The sequence below is a fragment of the Limnoglobus roseus genome (assembly GCF_008254045.1).
GTDB classification, from domain to species: Bacteria; Planctomycetota; Planctomycetia; order Gemmatales; family Gemmataceae; genus Limnoglobus; species Limnoglobus roseus.
In genome coordinates this window covers 8,544,739-8,563,599 of the sequence record NZ_CP042425.1, presented here as the reverse complement: position 1 = coordinate 8,563,599, position 18,861 = coordinate 8,544,739, and the positions used below count along the sequence as shown (strand labels likewise).

The 18,861-nt window shown below is 64.8% G+C and carries 18 protein-coding genes, 1 tRNA gene and 1 pseudogene; 11 read left to right on the top strand and 9 right to left on the bottom strand.

All coding sequences use genetic code 11. The features are described from left to right. The first annotated feature begins 211 nt into the window (after positions 1 to 211). A complete protein-coding gene (locus tag PX52LOC_RS36520) occupies positions 212 to 529 on the top strand; it encodes a helix-turn-helix transcriptional regulator (RefSeq protein WP_149114710.1) in 318 nt (105 codons plus the stop codon). Between the two features lie 427 nt (positions 530 to 956). Here the strand turns inward: PX52LOC_RS36520 and PX52LOC_RS43100 are convergent, their stop codons facing one another. Next, positions 957 to 1,427 (bottom strand): hypothetical protein, encoded by a 471-nt coding sequence (locus PX52LOC_RS43100; RefSeq protein ID WP_246173576.1) that lies wholly within the window; start codon positions 1,425 to 1,427, stop codon positions 957 to 959. Between PX52LOC_RS43100 and PX52LOC_RS44280 the strand changes: the two are divergent. Further along, positions 1,350 to 1,910: pseudogene (locus PX52LOC_RS44280) on the top strand (hypothetical protein); the annotation flags it as partial. The gene PX52LOC_RS43100 and the pseudogene PX52LOC_RS44280 sit on opposite strands and share 78 nt — an antisense overlap. A gap of 286 nt (positions 1,911 to 2,196) precedes the next feature. On the opposite strand, the gene PX52LOC_RS36510 reads toward PX52LOC_RS44280, so the two are convergent. Next, positions 2,197 to 2,268 (bottom strand) — tRNA-Asn (locus PX52LOC_RS36510). Between the two features lie 95 nt (positions 2,269 to 2,363). On the opposite strand from PX52LOC_RS36510, the gene PX52LOC_RS36505 reads away from it, so the two are divergent. Continuing rightward, positions 2,364 to 3,233 (top strand): fumarylacetoacetate hydrolase family protein, encoded by an 870-nt coding sequence (locus tag PX52LOC_RS36505; protein ID WP_149114709.1) that lies wholly within the window; start codon positions 2,364 to 2,366, stop codon positions 3,231 to 3,233. Positions 3,234 to 3,332: 99 nt separating this feature from the next. On the opposite strand, the gene mutS is transcribed toward PX52LOC_RS36505, so the two are convergent. The 5 genes from mutS to mobA form a co-directional block, all read right to left on the bottom strand. Continuing rightward, the gene (mutS, locus tag PX52LOC_RS36500; protein WP_246173574.1) at positions 3,333 to 5,852 is read right to left on the bottom strand and encodes a DNA mismatch repair protein MutS; all 2,520 of its coding nucleotides are present in this window, start codon (positions 5,850 to 5,852) and stop codon (positions 3,333 to 3,335) included. A gap of 175 nt (positions 5,853 to 6,027) precedes the next feature. Continuing rightward, positions 6,028 to 6,456: an ATP-binding protein gene (locus PX52LOC_RS36495; RefSeq protein WP_149114708.1), complete on the bottom strand. Its 429-nt coding sequence runs from the start codon at positions 6,454 to 6,456 to the stop codon at positions 6,028 to 6,030. A gap of 60 nt (positions 6,457 to 6,516) precedes the next feature. After that, the gene (locus PX52LOC_RS36490) at positions 6,517 to 6,879 is read right to left on the bottom strand and encodes an STAS domain-containing protein (protein ID WP_149114707.1); all 363 of its coding nucleotides are present in this window, start codon (positions 6,877 to 6,879) and stop codon (positions 6,517 to 6,519) included. Between the two features lie 107 nt (positions 6,880 to 6,986). Beyond that, positions 6,987 to 7,667, bottom strand: a complete 681-nt coding sequence (locus PX52LOC_RS36485) for a hypothetical protein (RefSeq protein WP_149114706.1) — start codon at positions 7,665 to 7,667, stop codon at positions 6,987 to 6,989. An 83-nt stretch (positions 7,668 to 7,750) separates the two neighbouring features. Next, positions 7,751 to 8,362, bottom strand: coding sequence for a molybdenum cofactor guanylyltransferase (gene mobA / locus PX52LOC_RS36480; protein ID WP_149114705.1), 612 nt, complete (start codon positions 8,360 to 8,362; stop codon positions 7,751 to 7,753). 62 nt (positions 8,363 to 8,424) lie between these two features. On the opposite strand from mobA, the gene PX52LOC_RS36475 reads away from it, so the two are divergent. The 3 genes from PX52LOC_RS36475 to PX52LOC_RS36465 all read left to right on the top strand — a co-directional run bounded on the left by PX52LOC_RS36475 (position 8,425) and on the right by PX52LOC_RS36465 (position 11,465). Then, a complete protein-coding gene (locus PX52LOC_RS36475; RefSeq protein ID WP_149114704.1) occupies positions 8,425 to 9,561 on the top strand; it encodes a leucine-rich repeat domain-containing protein in 1,137 nt (378 codons plus the stop codon). A 173-nt stretch (positions 9,562 to 9,734) separates the two neighbouring features. Further along, entirely contained in the window at positions 9,735 to 10,610 is an 876-nt protein-coding gene (gene hisG, locus PX52LOC_RS36470) for an ATP phosphoribosyltransferase (protein WP_149114703.1), read from the top strand. A gap of 66 nt (positions 10,611 to 10,676) precedes the next feature. Further along, positions 10,677 to 11,465, top strand: a complete 789-nt coding sequence (locus PX52LOC_RS36465; protein ID WP_149114702.1) for a M90 family metallopeptidase — start codon at positions 10,677 to 10,679, stop codon at positions 11,463 to 11,465. 182 nt (positions 11,466 to 11,647) lie between these two features. Here PX52LOC_RS36465 and PX52LOC_RS36460 read toward each other — a convergent pair whose 3' ends face one another. Further along, positions 11,648 to 13,051 carry a S41 family peptidase gene (locus PX52LOC_RS36460; RefSeq protein WP_149114701.1) on the bottom strand — a complete coding sequence of 468 codons (1,404 nt, stop codon included), beginning with the start codon at positions 13,049 to 13,051 and terminating at the stop codon, positions 11,648 to 11,650. Positions 13,052 to 13,271: 220 nt separating this feature from the next. Here PX52LOC_RS36460 and PX52LOC_RS36455 point away from each other — a divergent pair, with 220 nt between their 5' ends. Together PX52LOC_RS36455 and PX52LOC_RS36450 are read left to right on the top strand one after the other, a co-directional pair. Further along, positions 13,272 to 14,477 carry a TIGR03000 domain-containing protein gene (locus PX52LOC_RS36455; protein WP_149114700.1) on the top strand — a complete coding sequence of 402 codons (1,206 nt, stop codon included), beginning with the start codon at positions 13,272 to 13,274 and terminating at the stop codon, positions 14,475 to 14,477. 122 nt (positions 14,478 to 14,599) lie between these two features. Further along, the gene (locus tag PX52LOC_RS36450) at positions 14,600 to 15,616 is read left to right on the top strand and encodes a 3-keto-disaccharide hydrolase (RefSeq protein ID WP_149114699.1); all 1,017 of its coding nucleotides are present in this window, start codon (positions 14,600 to 14,602) and stop codon (positions 15,614 to 15,616) included. Positions 15,617 to 15,655: 39 nt separating this feature from the next. Here the strand turns inward: PX52LOC_RS36450 and PX52LOC_RS36445 are convergent, their stop codons facing one another. Then, a complete protein-coding gene (locus PX52LOC_RS36445; RefSeq protein WP_149114698.1) occupies positions 15,656 to 16,609 on the bottom strand; it encodes a ketopantoate reductase family protein in 954 nt (317 codons plus the stop codon). A gap of 85 nt (positions 16,610 to 16,694) precedes the next feature. On the opposite strand from PX52LOC_RS36445, the gene PX52LOC_RS36440 reads away from it, so the two are divergent. From PX52LOC_RS36440 to trmB, 3 genes are read left to right on the top strand one after another with little or no spacing between them, the layout of a single operon-like run. After that, positions 16,695 to 17,648, top strand: a complete 954-nt coding sequence (locus tag PX52LOC_RS36440; RefSeq protein WP_149114697.1) for an HAD family hydrolase — start codon at positions 16,695 to 16,697, stop codon at positions 17,646 to 17,648. Between the two features lie 11 nt (positions 17,649 to 17,659). Beyond that, entirely contained in the window at positions 17,660 to 18,181 is a 522-nt protein-coding gene (locus PX52LOC_RS36435; RefSeq protein ID WP_168219424.1) for a 3-hydroxyacyl-ACP dehydratase FabZ family protein, read from the top strand. Next, entirely contained in the window at positions 18,174 to 18,860 is a 687-nt protein-coding gene (trmB, locus tag PX52LOC_RS36430) for a tRNA (guanosine(46)-N7)-methyltransferase TrmB (RefSeq protein WP_218575220.1), read from the top strand. The genes PX52LOC_RS36435 and trmB overlap by 8 nt, the downstream gene beginning before the upstream one ends. Position 18,861 lies beyond the last annotated feature (1 nt).

The window sequence follows — 18,861 nt, the reverse complement described above, 5'->3', positions numbered from 1 at the left end:
TCGAAGGAACTTGGCAGGCGATCCAACTCCCCACCGGATCGGCTCGACCATTCCCTCCGGTTCGGGATCGAGTACCGGCCGCTCACCAGGGGTCGGTGGCGCCTACTGGGCACGGCCGGGACGCGCGACCAGGCCGAGTGGTGGCTGATCCGGTTCGCCGGAGGCGGCGACTTCCGCCTCCGGCCGCCGGTCAAGCGGGAGGGAACGACCCATGCCCGACCGTGACCCCGGCGGGGCCGCCACCCTCGACGACGTGGTCGGCCTGTTGCGCGAGCTTGTGGCCGCCGCCCGACCCGCCCCGGCGCTCCTCGACATTGGCGAGTTCGCCGCCCTGATGGCGATCGGCGAGAGCACGCTGGAGCGGCTGAAGGCCACGCCCCAGATCGGCCCACAGCCCGTCCGCCTCGGCGGCTCCGTCCGGTGGAACCGGGCCGAGGTGACGGCCTGGTTGGGCCGTCGGAACCACCGCGGCGAGCTCTTCGACGCGAGGACGTGGCCGGCGGTGTGGAAGCAAATCCAGTCGGCCTGAACCCGTCATACATACCCCCGATTGACCCGAACCGCGGCACCGGCTACCGTCCCGTGTCGCGCGAGGGTCCACCATGCACATGTTCCAGCCACAATACACCCGCCCCCTTCGGCCGAACGCCGAGGTCGTCGACCGCGACGGCCGCCCGCACGTGAAGCTGCGCGAGGACGGCCGCACGGTGTACTACCCGCTGTCGAAGGACGGGACGACGTACCTGAAGACGCTCGACATGTGGTACGCCAAGGTGAAGCTACCGGGCGGTCAAGTCGACAAGGTCCCGCTCTCCCCGGTTAAGGCCGCGGCCGAGATGATGTTCGCGGACATGCTCCGCAAGCGGGAGATGGGCAAGGCCGGGGCGGTCGATCCCTTCGCGTCGCACGCCGAGACCCCGCTCGCCGACCACGTCCGAGACTGGGGCGAAGACCTGCTAGCCCGAGAAGCGGGGGAGAAGTACGCCAAGGCCGCCGCGGCCGACGTCTCGCGCGTCTTCGCCGCGTGCGGCTTCGTGTACCCGCCGGACCTCGACACCGAGGCCGCCCAGCGGCACCTCGCGTCCCTCCGCCTCGCCTCGCTCGACCTGCCACCGCTCCCCGAAGGGCAAGACCTGTTCCGCCGGCCCGACGTGGCGAAACTCCTCGGCGTCACCCCGCTCGCGGTGACAAAGATGGCGACCCGGTACGACCTGGAGCGGGTCGGGAACGACCGCAACCTCCGGTACACGCGGGCGGCCGTCGAGTTCCTGATCGCCAAGAAGGTGCAGCCGATCGGCCCGCGGACGATCAACCTGAAGGTTCAGGCCCTCAAGGCGTTCGGGTCGTACATGGTGGCCAAGAAGCGGCTGGCCGAGAACCCGCTGCACGACATCGAGGAGTACAACGAGGACGCCGACAAGCGTCACGCGAGACGGCCCCTCTCGCCCCAAGAGGCCGAGATGCTGATCCGGACGGCCGAGGCGTCCGCGAAATCGTTCCGCGGGCTGACCGGCCCTCAGCGGGCCAACCTGTACGCCCTGACCGTCGCCACCGGCTTCCGGTCCGACGAGATGGCCAGTCTCGTGCCCGCCGCCCTCAGCCTCACGGCCGACACGCCCACCGTCGTCCTCGGCGGCCGGTTCACGAAGAACGGGAAGCCGGCCACCCAACCGCTGCCGCGGTTCGCCGTGACCCGGATGGCGGCCTACGCCGCGGGCCGGGACGCGAACGCCCCGCTGTGGCCGGGGACGTGGCACGAGCGGTCGGCGGAGATGGTGCAGGCCGACCTCAGGGCGGCCGGCATACCGTTCGTGATCGAGACGCCCGACGGCCCACTGTTCGCCGACTTCCACGCGCTGCGGCACACGTTCATCTACCTGCTCGACAAGTCCGGGGCGACGCTCAAGGAAGCGATGCAACTGGCCCGGCACTCGGACCCGAAGTTGACGATGGCCGTCTACGGGCGGTCGGCACTGGCAGATCTTGGCACGGTGGTCGAGAAAATGCCGATCACCGACCCGGCCACATGTCCCCCCACATGTACCACACATGTCCCAACCAGCGATGGCAGGGGAGGGGAATCGAGGGCGGACGAGGACGGGCGTACAGATGGTGGGGAAGGGGAGGAGTTGCCGGAAGTCTTTGAATTCGTTGTATTTGAGGCGAAAAGTGATGAAAATGAAGAGAAGGGAAAAACTCCTCCGGTAGGATTCGAACCTACGACCCGCCGGTTAACAGCCGGCTGCTCTACCGCTGAGCTACAGAGGAATCACTTTCGTACCCCGATTTATAGAGGACAACTGGCCCGGCAGCAAGGGGAGTCATTGAATAGCTCTCTTCTCACCCACCCCGGAGCAGTTCCCATGCGGTTAGCGACTATCTTCTCCTCTCACGGACCCGCTGCGGCTCTCGTCGTTGGCGATCAATTCATCGATATTCACGCCACCGATCCGGGGCTGCCGGGCTGCGTCAAAAATATCCTCGCGGCCTCCCCGGCCGTGCGGCAGGCGGTTGCGGACACCGCGAATAATCCGAAGGCTGTCAAGTACGCGGCCAACGCGGTGAAGTTGCTACCGCCGGTGCCGAAGCCGAGCAAGATCGTTTGCGTCGGGCTGAACTACCGCGACCACGCCATTGAAGGCGGGAAGGCCATCCCGACCGAGCCGGTGCTGTTTGCGAAGTACCCAAACACCCTCGTCGCCCACGGCGAACCGATCGTGCTGCCGAAGGTCGCTGAGAAGGTCGACTACGAGGCCGAACTCGTCATCGTCATCGGGAAGACGGCCAAGCACGTGCCGAACGATGCTTCGGCGTTCCAGTACGTCGGCGGGTACACCTGCGGCCACGACGTGTCGGCCCGCGATTGGCAGTTCCGCGGCGAGGAAAAGCAGTGGACCATCGGCAAGACGTTCGACACGTTCGCCCCGACCGGGCCGTGGATTGTCACGGCCGATGAAAAACTCGACCCACACAATCTCCAGATTCAACTGCGGCTCAACGGCTCGACGATGCAGAACTCGTCCACGAAAGAGTTCATCTTCGGCGTGCCGACGATGCTGGCGTTCATCACGCAGGTCATCACGCTGCAACCGGGCGACCTGATCTTCACCGGCACCCCGCCGGGCGTGGGCATCTCGCGTAAGCCGCCCGTGCTGCTGAAGGCCGGGGACATTTGCGAAGTCGAGATCGAAGGGATTGGGACCCTGAAGAACCCGGTCGTTGCGGAAGCATAAATCCATCTCGCGCAAAGCCGCCAAGTCGCGAAGAAGAGAAGAAAGAAGATTTTGATTTCTTCTCTTCTTCGCGACTTGGCGGCTTTGCGCGAGACATTTCTATCCCTCGCCGAACAGCGACGGTCCCGCGTTTCGGGCCTTCCGCTTCGGGTTTTCCGGCGGGATCATTTCGACGGGCGGCTTGATGTATCGTTTCGACTTTCCGGTCGGGGCGGGTTTCGATTCCAGAGCCGCCAGCACCTCTTCCGCACGCTCCAGGATCGTTTCCGGCACGCCGGCCAGTCGCGCGACGTGAATGCCGTAGCTCTTGTCGGCGTTGCCCGGTGCGATCTTGTGCAGGAAGATCACCTCCTGCTCCAGTTCCTGCACCTGCACGTTGTAATTGCGGAGGTTCGGCAGCGTGTTCGAGAGCGTCGCGAGTTCGTGATAGTGCGTGGCGAACAGCGTCCGGCAGCCGCTCACGGAGTGCAGGTGTTCGGTGATGGCCCACGCCAGGGAGACGCCGTCGTAGGTGCTCGTCCCGCGGCCGATCTCGTCGAGGATGACGAGGCTGCGGGAGGTGGCGTTGTTCAGGATGTTCGCCGCCTCGGTCATCTCGACCATGAACGTGCTCTGGCCGCGGCTGAGTTCGTCGCTCGCCCCGACGCGGGTGAAGATACGGTCGGTGATGCCGATGGTCGCGGCGGCGGCGGGCACGAAGCTGCCGACCTGTGCGAGCAGTGTGATGAGCGCGACTTGGCGGATGAACGTCGACTTGCCGGCCATGTTCGGGCCGGTGATAAGCCAGAACAGCCCGTCGGCTTCGCCGAACCTCACGTCGTTGGGCACGAACGTCCCGGCGGGTAGCGTCTGGTCGAGAACCGGGTGCCGGCCCTCGCGGATGTCGAGGGTCGCGTCGGCCACGACCTTCGGCCGGACGTAGTTTCGGGCGGCGGCCACGTCCGCCAGCGATTGCAGGGCGTCGATGGTGGCCAGCGTCTCGGCGGTCGTCAGCAGGCGGTGCGTCTGGGCGGCAATGTGGTTGCGGATTTGCGTGAACAGTTCGAGTTCCAGCGCCTTCGCCTTGTCGTCGGCCGAGAGAATCTTCTCCTCGTACTCGCGCAGCTCGCTGGTGTAGTACCGCTTTGCCCCCTTCAGCGTTTTCTGGTGCTTGTAGTTCTCCGGCACGCGCGTCTCGTTCGCGTTCGTGATCTCGATGTAGTACCCGTCGATCTGGTTGTACCCGACCTTCAGACTGTTGATGGCCGTCCGCGTGACCTCGGTCGCCTGGTATTGCAAAATCCAGTCCTTGCCGGACTTCGCCAGCGACCGCAGTTGGTCGAGTTCGGCGTGGTAGCCTTCGCGGATCAGGCCGCCTTCCTTCGCCGTCTGGGGTAGTTCGTCGCAGAGGGAAGCGTCGAGCAGTTCGCGAAGATCAGGGCAGAGTTCGAGTTTGCCGTCGAGTTCCGTGAGCAGTGCGGACCGGCGGGCGGCGAGCTTCGCCTTGAACTTCGGAAGCAACTGCAGCGTGCGCGAAATCGACCCCAGGTCGCGGGGCGTGGCCCGGCCGGTCGAAGCCCGCGTCGTCAGGCGTTGTAGGTCGGAGGCGGTTTCCAGTAGCGAGCGCAAATCGCCGCGGAGGGCGTGTTCACGCAGCAATTCCTCGACCGCGTCCAGGCGGGCATCGATGGCGGTGACACTGTTGAACGGCGCGAGCAGCGCGTCGTGGAGGAAGCGAGCGCCCATCGGCGTGACGGTGCGGTCCATGACCGCGAGCAACGACCCTTCGCGGTTGTTGTCGCGGAGGGTGCGCGTGAGTTCGAGACTGCGGCGGGTGACTTCGTCCAGCACGAGGTGCGAGTCGGCCCGGTGGCGGACGATCCGGCGGACGTGAGCGAGGCTGGCCCGAAGCGTCTCTTGCAGGTAGTGGAGGATTGCCCCGGCCGCGATGAGGCACGGTTGGTGGTCGTCGAAGCCGAAGCCGGTGAACGTGGACACGCCGAAGTGCTGGCGGATCGCGTTCGTGGCCGTCACCGGGTCGAACGTCCAGTCGGGCCGCGGAGTGGTCGTCTTCGGCGGGTGCGCGGCGAACAGGGCGGTGACGGCGTTCGCGTCGGATTCCATCATCAGACACTCGGCCGTGACAATGCGGGCGAGCTCGTCGGCGAGGCGAGAGGAATCCACGTCGCAGGCGAAGAAGTGGCCGGTGGACGGATCGACCCACGCGAGGCCGACAGGACCGTTCTTGGTGCGAAGGACGGCCGCGAGGTGGTTCGCCCGGCGGGGGTCGAGGAGTTCGTCTTCGGTGATCGTGCCGGCCGTGACGACGCGGCTCACCGCGCGGCGGATGATCTTCTTGCCGGGCCCGGGCTCCTCCATCTGCTCGCACACGGCGACGCGGTGGCCGGAGCGGATGAGGATGCCGAGGTAGTGTTCGAGTTTCTCGATCGGCACGCCGGCCATCGGGATTTTCTCGTCCCGCTTCGTGAGCCGGATGCCGAGGACGCGGGAGCCGACGACGGCGTCGTCCTCGAAGAGTTCGTAGAAGTCGCCGTTGCGGAACATGACCATCGCGCCGGGATGAGCTTTCTTCGCGTCCCAGTACTGCTGCATCATCGGCGTGAGCGGGGCGTCGGCCATGTCGGGTTCTCGCGTCTTGTAGAACCCAGAGCGGAAGCGACGGGGTGGAATGCCTACCACCCCGTCGCTTCCGCTCTGGGTTCTAAAATCACCACCACCACTTTATCGGCCAACGCCGCCCCGGAAAATGCACGAAGCCCGCCATCGGGCGGGCTTCACGGTCGGGTCGAATCGGTCATTCCTCGTCCGGCGGCGACTTCTTCTTCGTCATGGCGACGACGTTCCCCTTCCCGATGTACCGCACCTCGGTCATGAAGCACCGGATCATGTACAGGCCGCGGCCGCACGCACGTTCGAGGTTCTCCGGAACAGTCGGGTCGGGCACGTCGTCGGGGTTGAACCCGCCGCCCTCGTCCTCGATGCGCACGTCGAACTGCTCGGGCGTCACCGTGTAGTGCAGTTGCACGGCCTTGTCGGTGTCGAGTTGGTTGCCGTGCTTCATCGCGTTGACGAGGGCTTCCTCCATCGCCAACTCGATGTGGAACATGTCCCGTTCGCCGAAACCGTTCGCCTGGAGCGCGTCCTTGATGTCGGACTGTACGCGGCGGACCTCGGCCAATTCGGTCGGCAGCGTCTCGGCGACTTTCACGGAGGTCGAAGGCATGATGAGCCAGTGCAAAATGCAATCGGGCGGAGGGTGGTGCGCCCCGTCCGCCCGCGGTCGTTAGAAGGAGTTGAGGCCGGTGGCTTCGTCCTTGACGATCTTCAGCATCTTGTCCAATTTCGTGAGCGTGAAGATTTCCAGGATCGCCTTGGAGATGTTACAGAGGATCAACTTTCCTTGCACCTGGGCTAACCGCTGGTGGAGGCGGATCAACTTGCCGAGGGCGGCCGACGACATGAACTCGACGTTCGAGAAGTTCAGCAGCAACTTCCGGCGGCCGAGTTCGTCCACGAGGCGGAACAAGTCGTCCCCGATCATCTGGATGTTCTGTTCGTCGAGAATCTTCTTGTCAACAAAATTCACCACGGTCACGTCGCCGATATCCTCGACCACGAGCCGTTGGCGGCGGGGTTGGGACGACATAGGGTTCTCCATTCGCGGGTGCGAGCGCAATCTCAACAAGGACGGGAATAATGCTGATTGTTGAGGATCGCCCACAAACTGTCAAGGCTCATGGCCCGCGTTTTTCCTCAAACCGGTGAACTCACCGGCAGTGAGACCCGCGTGTTACCGTCCGGTTCGGCCGCGTAATTCTTCGCGAGGCGGTCCAACTCGTCCGCCATTTCCTGGCCGAAGTAGTAGATCACTTCATCCCGCGTCGACTCGTACAGGGTGCGGCCCGCGCCCATGCAAATCAGGTCGTCGATCTCGAATTCCAGGGCCGGCTTCAACTCCCCGTCCCCGTGGCTGAGCGGGAAGAACAGGCAGACCATCGGCTTGATGTCGTGGACGTCCAGGTTCCGCTCAAGGGCGTAACGGTGGATGACGCACCCGCGGCCGACTTGGTCGAGGAAGACGCACGCCTCCTCGTTGTGCGGCGACCGGCCAGCCGGCAGCGGCACGACGGCCGTGCGGGTGTACTCACCGCCGGGGTACTCCGGTTCCGGGACCATGCCGATGTCGTCCGGGTCGTCGCGGAACCACTGCGCACGCGGTACGCCGACCAGGGGTTCCAGGGCTTCGACGTGTGGCTCCAGGGCCGTGATCCGCGGCGTCTCGATGTCCGCCCCGTACTGACAGCACGAGTCGTGGCAGAACGTGCAGCCCATGCAGTCGGTGTAGTAGCGGAGGGTGAAGATCTTCGGGTCCACCCGGTCGAGGACCGGCGCGCCGTAGCGGCACGGGTACGAGCGGGACAACGAGACGGTCATGCCGGGCCTTTCGCTCAGCAAAAAAAGTGGGCGGTGAGAGGACGACAGAATTGTGGGAGATGTCGGCGAAAAAATCAACACCATCAGGGCTCAGACGGCCCGCCCGACGGGAGGAGTTGGGCAAACTCTGCCGGCGTGTTGGCCGTTCGGAGGGATTCCAACCCCGGATCGAAGCGAGCGAGCGCGTCTCGGCCGAGGCGATTCGTCGCGAGGGAAACGAACAGATCGCGGACGGCAAACCGCCCGCGGTCCGCCGCCGCCCGCACCGCCCTCAACCCCGATCCGACGCGATATGCGGCCGCCAGCGGGTGCAATTGCCCTTCAACATCCGGCACCGCAGCATCGGCCATTCCCAGCGATTCGATCACGCCCCGCACGAACGCGGCCCGCAATAACGGCGCGTCGCACGCCGAGACGTAGGCCACGTCCGCCCGCCCTTCCAGGTGCTGAAGCCCGGCGAGCAGTCCTTGAAGCGGGCCGCGTTCGGGGAACTCGTCGAAGGCGACGGCCACGCCCGGCGGCAACGGCGGCAAGTCCTGCCCCGCGGCCGCGACGACGACCACCGGCGACACGACTTCACCCAGAATGCGGACGATTCGTGGCAGCAGCAACTCATCGCCGAACGGCAGCCACGCCTTCGGCCGGCCCATCCGGGATGACCGCCCGCCGCACAGGACGATTCCGCCGACCCGCATGTTAGTTTCCTGAACCGATCCCGTCGGGTACGATAACGTCGACCTACCCGGAGCAATTCGCCATGACGCGCTGGACCAGCCTTATCGTACTCGCCCTGACGGCCGTTGGGGTGACGGCCCAGGAGAAGCCGAAGCCGGCTGACTCCCCGCAGGGGGAAGCCGAGGCGATCAAGGGCGTCGAAGCCCAGGGCGGGCGAATTGTCCGCGACGTGAGCCTGAACTCGCGGGGCGCACCGGTCATCACGATCGCGTTCTCGAACGTCTCCGTGAAGAAGGTGGACGCCACGCCGTTCGCGGCCGCGTTCCCGCGCCTGCGGTACATCGGGTTGGAGGGCGTCACCGACGCGGACGACCTGCTGAAGCAACTCGATAAGGTTCCCAAGCTGAAGGCCCTGAGCCTGAGCCGGACGAAGTTTGGCGATGCCGCGTTTGCGACCGTCGGCAAGCTGACGGAGATGGAAGAACTGATCCTCGACGGAACGACACTTTCCGCCGCGGCGGTCAAGTCTCTGGCGGGGCTGAAGAAGCTCCACAAGGCGACGTTCGCGGAAGCCGAGTTGGAAGACGCGGCCGCGTTGGAATTCGCCGCCCTGACCGGCCTCCGTCGGTTGATCCTCACCGACACGAATGTCACGCTCGCCGGTGCCGCGAGCTGGTCGGCCTTGAAAGAGTTGGAAGTCGTCGACCTGACGCGCTGCCCGGTCGCCGACGACGCCCTCAAGCACCTCGCCACACTGCCGAAACTTAAGGAACTGGAACTCACCGGTTCGAAAGTCACCGACGCCGGCCTGAGCGCACTCGCCAACGCCAAATCGCTCCGCCGCCTGGCTCTGGGCGAAACGGAAGTGAAGGGCACCGGCACCGATCTTTTACCGCAAACGCTCGAAGACTTGGCGCTCGGTGGCAAGGACGTGACCGACGCCGGGCTCCGCCGTGTGGGGACGCTGCAAGGGCTGAAGACCCTCACCCTGACCGGCACGGCCATGACCGACACCGGGCTGAAGATTCTCTCGACGCTGCCGAAGCTGGAGGAACTCCACATCGAGAACGCGGCCGTCTCCGACACCGGCGTCGCGGAACTCGCCCGCACGAAGACGCTGAAGCGGGTGACGTTCGCCAAAACGCGGGTGACGAAGGCCGGTGCCGACGCCCTGCGGAAAGCCCTGCCGGATGCGTCCGTCAGCGTGGGGGTGGATTAAAAACCGATCTCGCGCAAAGCCGCCAAGACGCCAAGAGAGGAAAACGTGAGAGATCATTTTGATAGAGAAGAAAATCGAATCTTCTTCCTTCTCTTCTTCGCGTCTTGGCGGCTTTGCGCGAGATCCATCTTCTTGCCACTTTGCGCGAGGCGTCTGAACCATAAATCAGAGGGATGAGCAACATCCTGAAACTCGGCGTCCCCGCCGGCTCGCTGCAAGACGCGACGGCCGAACTCTTCCGCAAGGCGGGCTACAAGCTCACCTTCGCCAGCCGCAGCTACTATCCCACGGTCGACGACCCGGAAATCCACTGCACGCTCATCCGCGCGCAGGAGATGGCCCGGTACGTCGAGAACGGCTCGCTCGACTGCGGCCTCACCGGCCTCGACTGGGTCATCGAGAACGACGCGAAGGTCACGGAGCTGGCCGAACTCGTGTTCAGTAAGGTCAGCCGCAAGCCGGTGCGGTGGGTGCTGGCCGTGCCGAACGACTCGCCGATTCAGGGACCGAAAGACCTGCAAGGGAAGCGGATCGCCACCGAGGTCGTGAACATCACCCGCAAGTGGCTCGCGTCGCACGGCGTGACCGCCGACGTGGAGTTCAGTTGGGGGGCCACAGAGGTCAAGCCGCCGAAGCTGGCTGACGCCATCGTCGAAGTCACCGAAACCGGCAGCAGCCTGCGGGCGAACAACCTCCGCATCGTCTGCGACCTGCTCCAGAGCACGACCCGGTTCATCGCCAACAATGCGGCCGCCGCCGACCCGTGGAAGCGGCAGAAGATGGACGACCTGATCTTGATGCTGAAGGGCGCGATGGCCGCCGAGGGCAAGGTCGGCTTGATGATGAACGTGAAGCGCGAGCAACTCGACGCCGTGCTGGCGATCCTGCCGGCCCTGCAAACGCCGACGATTTCCGGGCTGTCCGACGCGGCCTGGGTGGACGTGAACACGATCCTCGACGAAGCCGAAGTGCGGCGAATCATTCCGCGGCTGAAGGCCGCCGGCGCGTGTGGCATCGTTGAGTACCCGCTCACCAAGATCATCGACTGACGACTCGGGGGCACTCGCAGAGCGAGTGCCCGACACCTCGGTGTCCAATTCCCCCGGAGGGACACCATGTTCACCTGGCTCCGTAACCGTCGTCGTAAGCAGATTCTCGCGGAAAAGTTCCCGCCGCACTGGGACGCGATCCTGCGGAAGAACGTCGCCCACTACACGCACCTTTCGCCCGGCGATCAGGCGAAACTGCGCGACACGGTCCGCATCCTCGTCGCCGAAAAGATGTGGGAACCGGCCCGCGGCTTCCACGTTACCGAAGAGATGAAGCTGACGATCGCGGCTCAGGCGGCGCTGCTGCTCATCGGCCAACAAGACCACGATTACTTCGCGACGGTGGCGTCGATCATCGTCTACCCCGGCCAGTTCCGGCGGCCGGACCAGGAAGACAACACCTACGAGGACGACCTGGCAGAAGAGATCGCCGACGGCATGGCCACCTACCGCGGCCCGGTCGTGCTGGCCTGGAACCAGGTGCAACCCGAAGCCCGCGACCCGGCGATGGGGTACAGCGTGGTGGTCCACGAGTTCGCCCACCAACTCGACTTCCGCGACGAGTACACCGACGGCACCCCGCCCCTGCCGAGTGAAGCGGAGCGAAAGCGGTGGGCCGGCGTCATGTCGGCGGCGTTGAAACGCCATCGCGCGGAGTTGAGCCGAGGGGCGGAAACCTTCTTCTCGGAGCAAGCCGGGGATAACGAAACGGAGTTCTTCGCCGACGTGGCGGAAGCGTTCTTCTGCACACCAGCCGATCTGCGGGAAGAAGACTCCGCCGTGTATGACCTGATGCGCGATTTCTTCGGGGTGGACCCCGTGACGTGGTTCCCGGAGCGACGGGCGAATCTGTAATCCCAGATCGGTCCTCTTAGCACCGGAGGTGCGGCAGTCGTTAGCCAGGGGCGTAAGCCCCTGGAACGCCCGCACCCAAGATGAAGCCCCGGAGGGGCGACAGAATCTGTCGCCCCTCCGGGGCTTATTTCCCAACATCTAGTCCCAGGGGCTTACGACTGCCGCCGCTCTGCGGCTCAAGACTACGCCGCCACGCCTGTCGAGCTCACAACTCGCCGTGTCATGCCGCTCAGCTTCTTCCGCAGGTACTCCATCCCCTTCTCGGCGACCGGGTCTTTGTAATTCGCGGGCAACGTCCAGTCCGGCCGCGGCGGCAGCGGCGGAACCTTCGGGGCGACGCCGGGCTTGCCGGGGATCACGTTCAGTTGGTCGAGCATGATGACGTAATTCTTCATCTGCTCCTCGGTGAGGTCCACCTTCATCCCCGGGTCGGGTTCGACGCCCCAACTGTCGGTCTCCTTCGCGGTCTGAACCCGGTGGAAGTGCTTGCCGGCCGGCGTCAGCCAGACTTCCGTCGTGATCTTCACGGCCCCGCCTTCGGGCAGGTCGAAGACCTTCTGCACACTCCCCTTGCCGTAGGTCCGCTGGCCGATGACCACGGCCCGGCCGTTCTCCTGCAAGGCTGCCGCGACAATCTCGCTGGCACTCGCGCTGCCCTGGTCGGCCAGCACCGCCATCGGCCGTTCGGTGGCCTTCTCGTAGGGCTTGCCGTCGTCCTTTGCGGTCCAGGACCGCGTGCTGTCGCGCACCTTCGTGGTTACGATGCCGCCGCCGGCGAGGAATAGGTCGGCCACATCAATCGCCTCGTTCAAGAGACCGCCGGGGTTGCCGCGGAGGTCGAGGATGTACGCCTTCGCCCCGGCCGCCTCGCACTGGTCGAGCGCGACCTTCAGTTCCTTCGTCGTCTTGCCGCTGAAGCCCGACACGCGGATGAGGGCGATCTTGTTCACGGGGTCGGCGATGTAGTCCCACTTCGTCGGGTCGTTCGGGTCGCGGGCGAGGCCGGACACGACCGGTTGTTCGATTAGTGCCCGCGTCAGCGTGATCGCCTCCGGCTGGGCCGCCCCGCGGCGGAGGACCGTGATGTTCACCTTCGTCCCCGGCTTGCCGAGGATCAGCTTACGGGCCTCCTCGGTCTTCATGCCCTCGGTGGACTTGTCCTCGATCCGCACGATCTGGTCGCCGGCTTGAAGGCCCGCGTCGTAGGCGGGGCCGCCTGGCAACGGCGTCTTGATGACAATGTGCTTCGCGTTGCCGTTGTCCAGGGCCATGATGAAGCCGACGCCGCCGAACTCCCCCTGGCTCTGCGTCTGGAACTCACTCAGCACGTCCTCGTTGAAGTACATGGTGTGTTCGTCGAGCCGGCGGAGGCCGCCGTTGAGCATGTCCTCGACGAGCTTCTGTTTGCGGGCGTCGTCGAGCGGTTCGACGTAGTTCTTCTCGACCTCGGCCAGCACGTCGGCGATGAGCCGCATCCGCTCGTAGTCCTTGTCCTTCGGCAGACTCGCGGAGGCGAAGCGGAGCATCAGGCCGCTCGCCAGCACCGTCGGCAGGATCAACAGCCACGCGAGGTTCCACCGGGACATCGACGCCCTCCTACAACCGGCACAGTTTCTCACCCGCGGCCGGGTCAGTTCTGCGGATTATAGCTCTTGCGCCCGGAACGCGGGAGCCGAAGGCGCGCGGCCACAAGCGTTTGCAGAAATTGCCTCAAGCCATTTTGACGGCCCAGCTTCTCGGGCTTACCCTTTCGGCAGAAGTTCCGCAAACTCTCGGAACTCTCGACCCCCGCGTGTGAGACCTCCAATGTACAGCCTCGTAATGATGACCGCGATGGTCACGGCCCCGAGCGGCCCCGAATTTAACGGCTACTTCCGCGACCTGTTCCACCGCGGCGGGTGCTGCGGCACGACGAGCCAGAGCAACAGTTGCTGCGGCGGCGGCCTCTTCCACGGCCGCATCATCTCGTTCTTCAGCTTCGGCGGCGGCAGCAACTGCTGCGGTTCGACCAGCAAGAGCACTTGTACCGGTTCCAGCTACGCCTGCTGCGGTGGCAGCGGGTATGCGGCGTCTTCCTGTTCCGGTTCGGTCCCGTCGTACTCGTGCTCCGGTTCGGTTCCCTCATACTCGTGCAGCGGTAGCAGTTTGTCCTGCACCGGCGGGTCGATGCCCGGTGGTGTGCCGATGGACATGGGCTCGCCTTATGCCATTCCCAGCCCGGCGACGTACTACAGTCCGCCGATCATCAACAGTTACAGTTACCCCGGCCCGATCGTGTACCCGACGATCACACCGTTGACATCCGTTCCGGTGGTCCCGCCGAGTGATTCGGCCATTGTGCCGACGCGGATGGAAGGCCGGACGGAAGTGAAGAACCAACTGCCGCTGCCCGGTGGTCCGGCCAGCAACCGGGCCACGGTGGTCGTGAAGTTGCCCGCCGACGCGAAGTTGTACGCCGAGAGCCAATTACTCGAACTGACGAGCAACGAGCGGACCTTCTACACGCCGGAACTGCCGACGGGCCGCGACTACGCTTACAGCTTCAAGATCGAGTACACCCGCAACGGCCGGACGGTCAGCGAAGCCCAGAAGGTTAGCGTGACGGCCGGCAAGACCTCGACGGTGATGTTCGACGACCTGACCCTCGGGGCGAAGGAAAAGAACGGGAACACGGCCGTCGTGTCGAAGCCAGAGGAACCGGCGAAGCCCGTCTCGGCGGGGAAGGACAACCCTTTCCACAGCACGATCCCGGCCCCGGCGAAGATCACGGTGAAACTGCCCGAGAACGGCACGCTCTTCATCGACGGGAAGAAGAATGAGAAGGCCGGCACGGAACGCCAGTTCACCACCCCGCCGCTGCCGGTCGGCAAGGAGTTCTCGTATTCGATGAAGCTGGAAATGGTCCGCAACGGCCAACCGGAAGAAGTGACGCAGAAGGTCGTCTTCCAGGCCGGTGAGATCCTGACGGTCGATTTCTCGGACGCCACTCGTGAACGGCGGGTGAGCAAGTAACGATCGCGAACCGACAATACTTCGAGGACCGGCCGAGTGGCCGGTCCTCGGCTTTTTCGGCACAATACGGCCACCGGCCGCGTTCGGCCGTGCCCGCCGTCACCCCACGTTTCGAGGTTCGCATGTTCCGCTTGTTCCTCTCCCTGCTATTCGCCACCTGTGCGACGGTCGCCGTCGCTCAGGACAAGAAGCCCGCTGCGGTCAAGGTCAACGAACCGACCAAACTCAAGGACGACGCTGACTACGCCGTTCAAGGCGAGTACTCCGGCGAAGCGGAGAACGACGGCAAGAAGGTCAAGCTCGGCGTGCAGGTCGTGGCACAAGGGGACGGCAAATTCTTGGTCGTGGCCTACGGCGGTGGTTTGCCCGGGGAAGGGTGGGACGGCAAGAAGCCGGACCGCGGCGGGGTGGCGGAACGCAAGGACGGCAAGGTGACGATCACGGTCCCGGCCCAGGGGAACGACGTGCGTGGTGAAATTACCAGCAGCGGCTTGACCATCAAGAGCCAGACCACGACGGCCACCTTGAAGAAGGTCGAGCGGAAGTCGCCGACGCTCGGCGCGAAGCCGCCGGAAGGGGCAGACGTGCTGTTCGGTAAGCCGGGCGACGTGGAGAACTGGCAGGGCGGCAAGATCGTGAAACTGTCCGACGGCGAGTTCCTCGCCGCGTCGAACCCGCGGAGCAAGAAGTCGTACCAGAGTTTCACCGCCCACGTCGAGTTCCGCCTCGCGTGGATGCCGACCGCTCGCGGTCAGGGCCGCAGCAACAGCGGCGTGTACGTGCAGGATCGGTACGAGTTGCAGGTCCTCGACAGCTTCGGCCTGACCGGCGAGAACAACGAGTGCGGCGGCTTCTACCAGCAGAGCAAGCCGAAGGAGAACATGTGCCTGCCCCCGATGGTGTGGCAGACCTACGACATCGATTTCACGGCCGCCGAGTTCGACGCGGACAAGAAGAAAACGAAGAACGCGAAAGTCGTGGTCAAGCACAACGGCGTGCTCATCCAGGACTACGAGTTCACGAAGGCGACGCCGGGCGGCAAGTTCAACGCGGAAGTCCCGGAACCGGGCAGCGTGTTCTTCCAGGACCACGGCGACCCGGTCGTGTACCAGAACGTGTGGGTGTTGGGGAAGAAGTAATCACTGCAAAAAGCCCGGGGACGGCCGTCCCTGGGCTTTCTACACCTGTTTGCCCAACCGTTGAATCACGTCCCGCGCGGGTTTCTCCTTCTCCCGCTCCATCCGCTTCACCAGATCGTACACCGCTCGGTTGAGGGGCACATCAACCCGCCCGGCGGCGAGTTCCAACAAGTGGCCGTTGTAGTTGTCGAGTTCGGTGCGGCCCTTTTCGATCTCGCCGGCCATCGAACAGTATGTCCCGCGCAGCGACGGCTCGAAGAACTTCGCCATCAGGCGGGCCAGCCACTTCTGTCGCAGAATGCGGGCGACCGTCCGCGGATGGAACGGGCCGACCGTGCCGAGCTCGACGCCAGCGGCGCTAAGGATGGCATAGTTCTCTTGAATGAGCGAGAAGAACAGCCGGCGGGCTGACGGGTCGGAGAGCAATTGCCCGTTGTCGATCCCGGAGGCGGCGGCCAGCGGTGAGATGGCCGCGTTGTACATCAGCTTCGTGTACTTGATCGGCAGCACGTTCGGCACGAGTTTCAGCCGGAAGAGCTTCGGGTTCAGCCGGCTCATCAAGTCCAACAGTCGCGGCGGGGCAGGGTGCGACCCGCGCGACCCGACGTGCAGTTCCCCAGGCCGGGTGATGACGGTTTCGACGCGGTCCGGAGGACACGCCGCCACGAAGGACGCGATCCCCTCGGCCGCGTGGCCGAAGGCGTCGAGTTGCGGGTCGAAGCCGTTCTGAATCGGCACCAGCAGCGCCGCCGGTGGGAGCTTCGCCAGCACCGCCGCGTTGTCGTAGCACTTCACGCAGAGGAAGATGAGATCCGCCGCACCAGGTTGCCACTCGGCGAACGGCACGACGGTCCACCCCTCTCGGCGGCCGTGTTCGATCTTCGCCGGGTTCGATTCCACCAGGACGACGGGGATGCCGGCCGTGCGGAAGGCCGCCCCGACGGCCGAACCGATGCCACCGGCCCCCACGACGGTCACGGCGTCCGTGCTCATGCGTTAGTTCTCTTGCAGGTTGTAACGATCCCGCCTAGTCTACAATCTCAGCCATCTCGGCGGATGCCCCCACGACAGGTTTGTCATGGCCCTGACCCTCGAACAGTACGCCACGAACTACCTGCCGACCCGCGGGCTGCCGTGGCCCATCCCCCCGACCTTCCAGCCGAAAAAGGCCCGCCCGCACCTTGAGCGGTACCCCCTCAAGGCCGTCCTCTGGACCGCCTACGGCACGCTGTTGAACACCTTGCAGGGCGAACTGCTGTTCGAACACCCGCAGGTGTTCGTGACGGAGAACGCCCTCGACAAGACGATCAAAGAGTTCAACATGTGGAACTCGATGAGCCGCAAACCGGGTGCCCCCGCCGAGTACATGCGGGAGTTGTACAACAAGGCGTTCACGACCCTGAAGATGCTCGGCCACGGCAGCGAAAAACACCCGGAAGTGGTCGCGGAACAGGTCTGGGACGACATCGTCAAGAAACTGCTCCAGAAGGAGTACAAGTTCGACGCCGGGCTATTCGGCGCGCTGAACGAGTACGTCAAGAAGATCGCGTACTTCTACCACTCCAGTATCCAGGGGTGCGGAGCCTACCCCGGCGCGGCCGACGCCATAAGATTACTCGCCGACCGCGGTGTGGTGAGCGGGCTGCTCGCCGACGGACAGTGCTTTACGCCGGCCCAGATCCACAAGGCGTTACGCGAGGAAGACGAGAGTTTTGACGTGAACGCCTACATCCCCGTGAACCTCCGCATCCTGTCAGCCGAGAAGTTCGCGAAGAAACCGTCGGACACGCTCTTCAAGGCCGCCGTCGCCGCCGTCGCCGCCCGCGGGTGGAAGCCGGAACAGGTGCTACACGTCGGCTCGAATGTTGTCCGGGACATTGCCCCGGCGAAGAAGTTCGGCTTCCGCACGGCCCTGTTCGCCGGCGACAAGAACTCACTGGTAGCCACCGGCGAACACCTGAAGGAGCCGGAATTCCGGCCCGACATCCTCATCACGGAACTGCCGCAGATCGCGGAAGTCATGGCATCGTAGGAGCGATGGAAATGCCCGTTGAGAATCCGCTCGTTGACTTGGCCGCGTTGGACTTTACCCGTCCGCTGGTGGACCGCGACGGCGTCCTTGCCCTCAACCCGCACCGCGGGGCGATGGTCCTCCTCGACGGGATCGTCTCGATCGACGGGGAGCGTAAGGTCATCGTGGGGTACAAGGACGTGACCGCCGACGAGTTCTGGGCGAGCGGCCACTTCCCGAACTTCCCCGTGATGCCGGGCGTGCTGATGTGCGAAGCCGCCGCCCAACTCACGAGCTTCTACATGTACCAACAGAAGATCGTCGCGGCCGACCGTCTCGTCGGGCTGGGCGGGATCGAGGAAACCCGCTTCCGTGAGCCCGTCCGTCCTGGCGACCGATTAATTCTCGTCGGCCTCGGCCGGCGGACGGCCCCCCGCCTGACGCGGTTCGAGGTGAAGGGGTACGTCTCCCGGGCCGGCACGTTCGAGTCCGTGTTCGAGACGACGATCATGGGCGTCACCCTCGGCACTCTCAAGGACTTGATCGGTGCGTAAGCCGCGGAAGATGACGGCGGAAGAAACCGCCCCCTACATCTGGGAACTCCCGCCCGACCTCTACGGCCGGTGGGGCGACCCGACGAAGGCCGCCGACGCGCCGCCGGTTGAGATGACGCCGATCGACTGGCCGCAACTCTTCGGCAACGCCAACCCGGTCGAGATCGAAGTCGGCTTCGGCAAGGGGCTGTTCCTGATTACGAGCGCCACGGCCCACCCGGAACGGAACTACTTCGGCATCGAGATCGTCCGCAAGTACCAACTCTATGCCGCTACGCGGATCGCCGGCCGGCGGATGCCGAACGTGAAGACGAGTTGCGCCGACGCGAAGCTCGTCCTCGACCGTTTCGTGCCGCCGGGCAGCGTGAGCGTGGTCCACGTCTTCTTCCCCGACCCGTGGTGGAAGACGCGGCACAAGAAGCGCCTCCTGTTCACGCCGGAGTTCGCCGCCCTAGTCCACCGCGTGCTGATCCCCGGCGGGCGGTTGCACTTCGTGACCGACGTGCAGGACTACTTCGAGTGGGTGACGGGCACGCTCGTCGCAACGCCCGGCTTCCGCCCGCTGCCGCCGCCGCAAGAATCGGCCCCGACGCACGACCTCGATTACCTGACGAACTTCGAGCGTAAGTTCCGGCAGCAAGGATTGCCGATCTACCGCTCCCTTTACGAGAAGGTTTGAG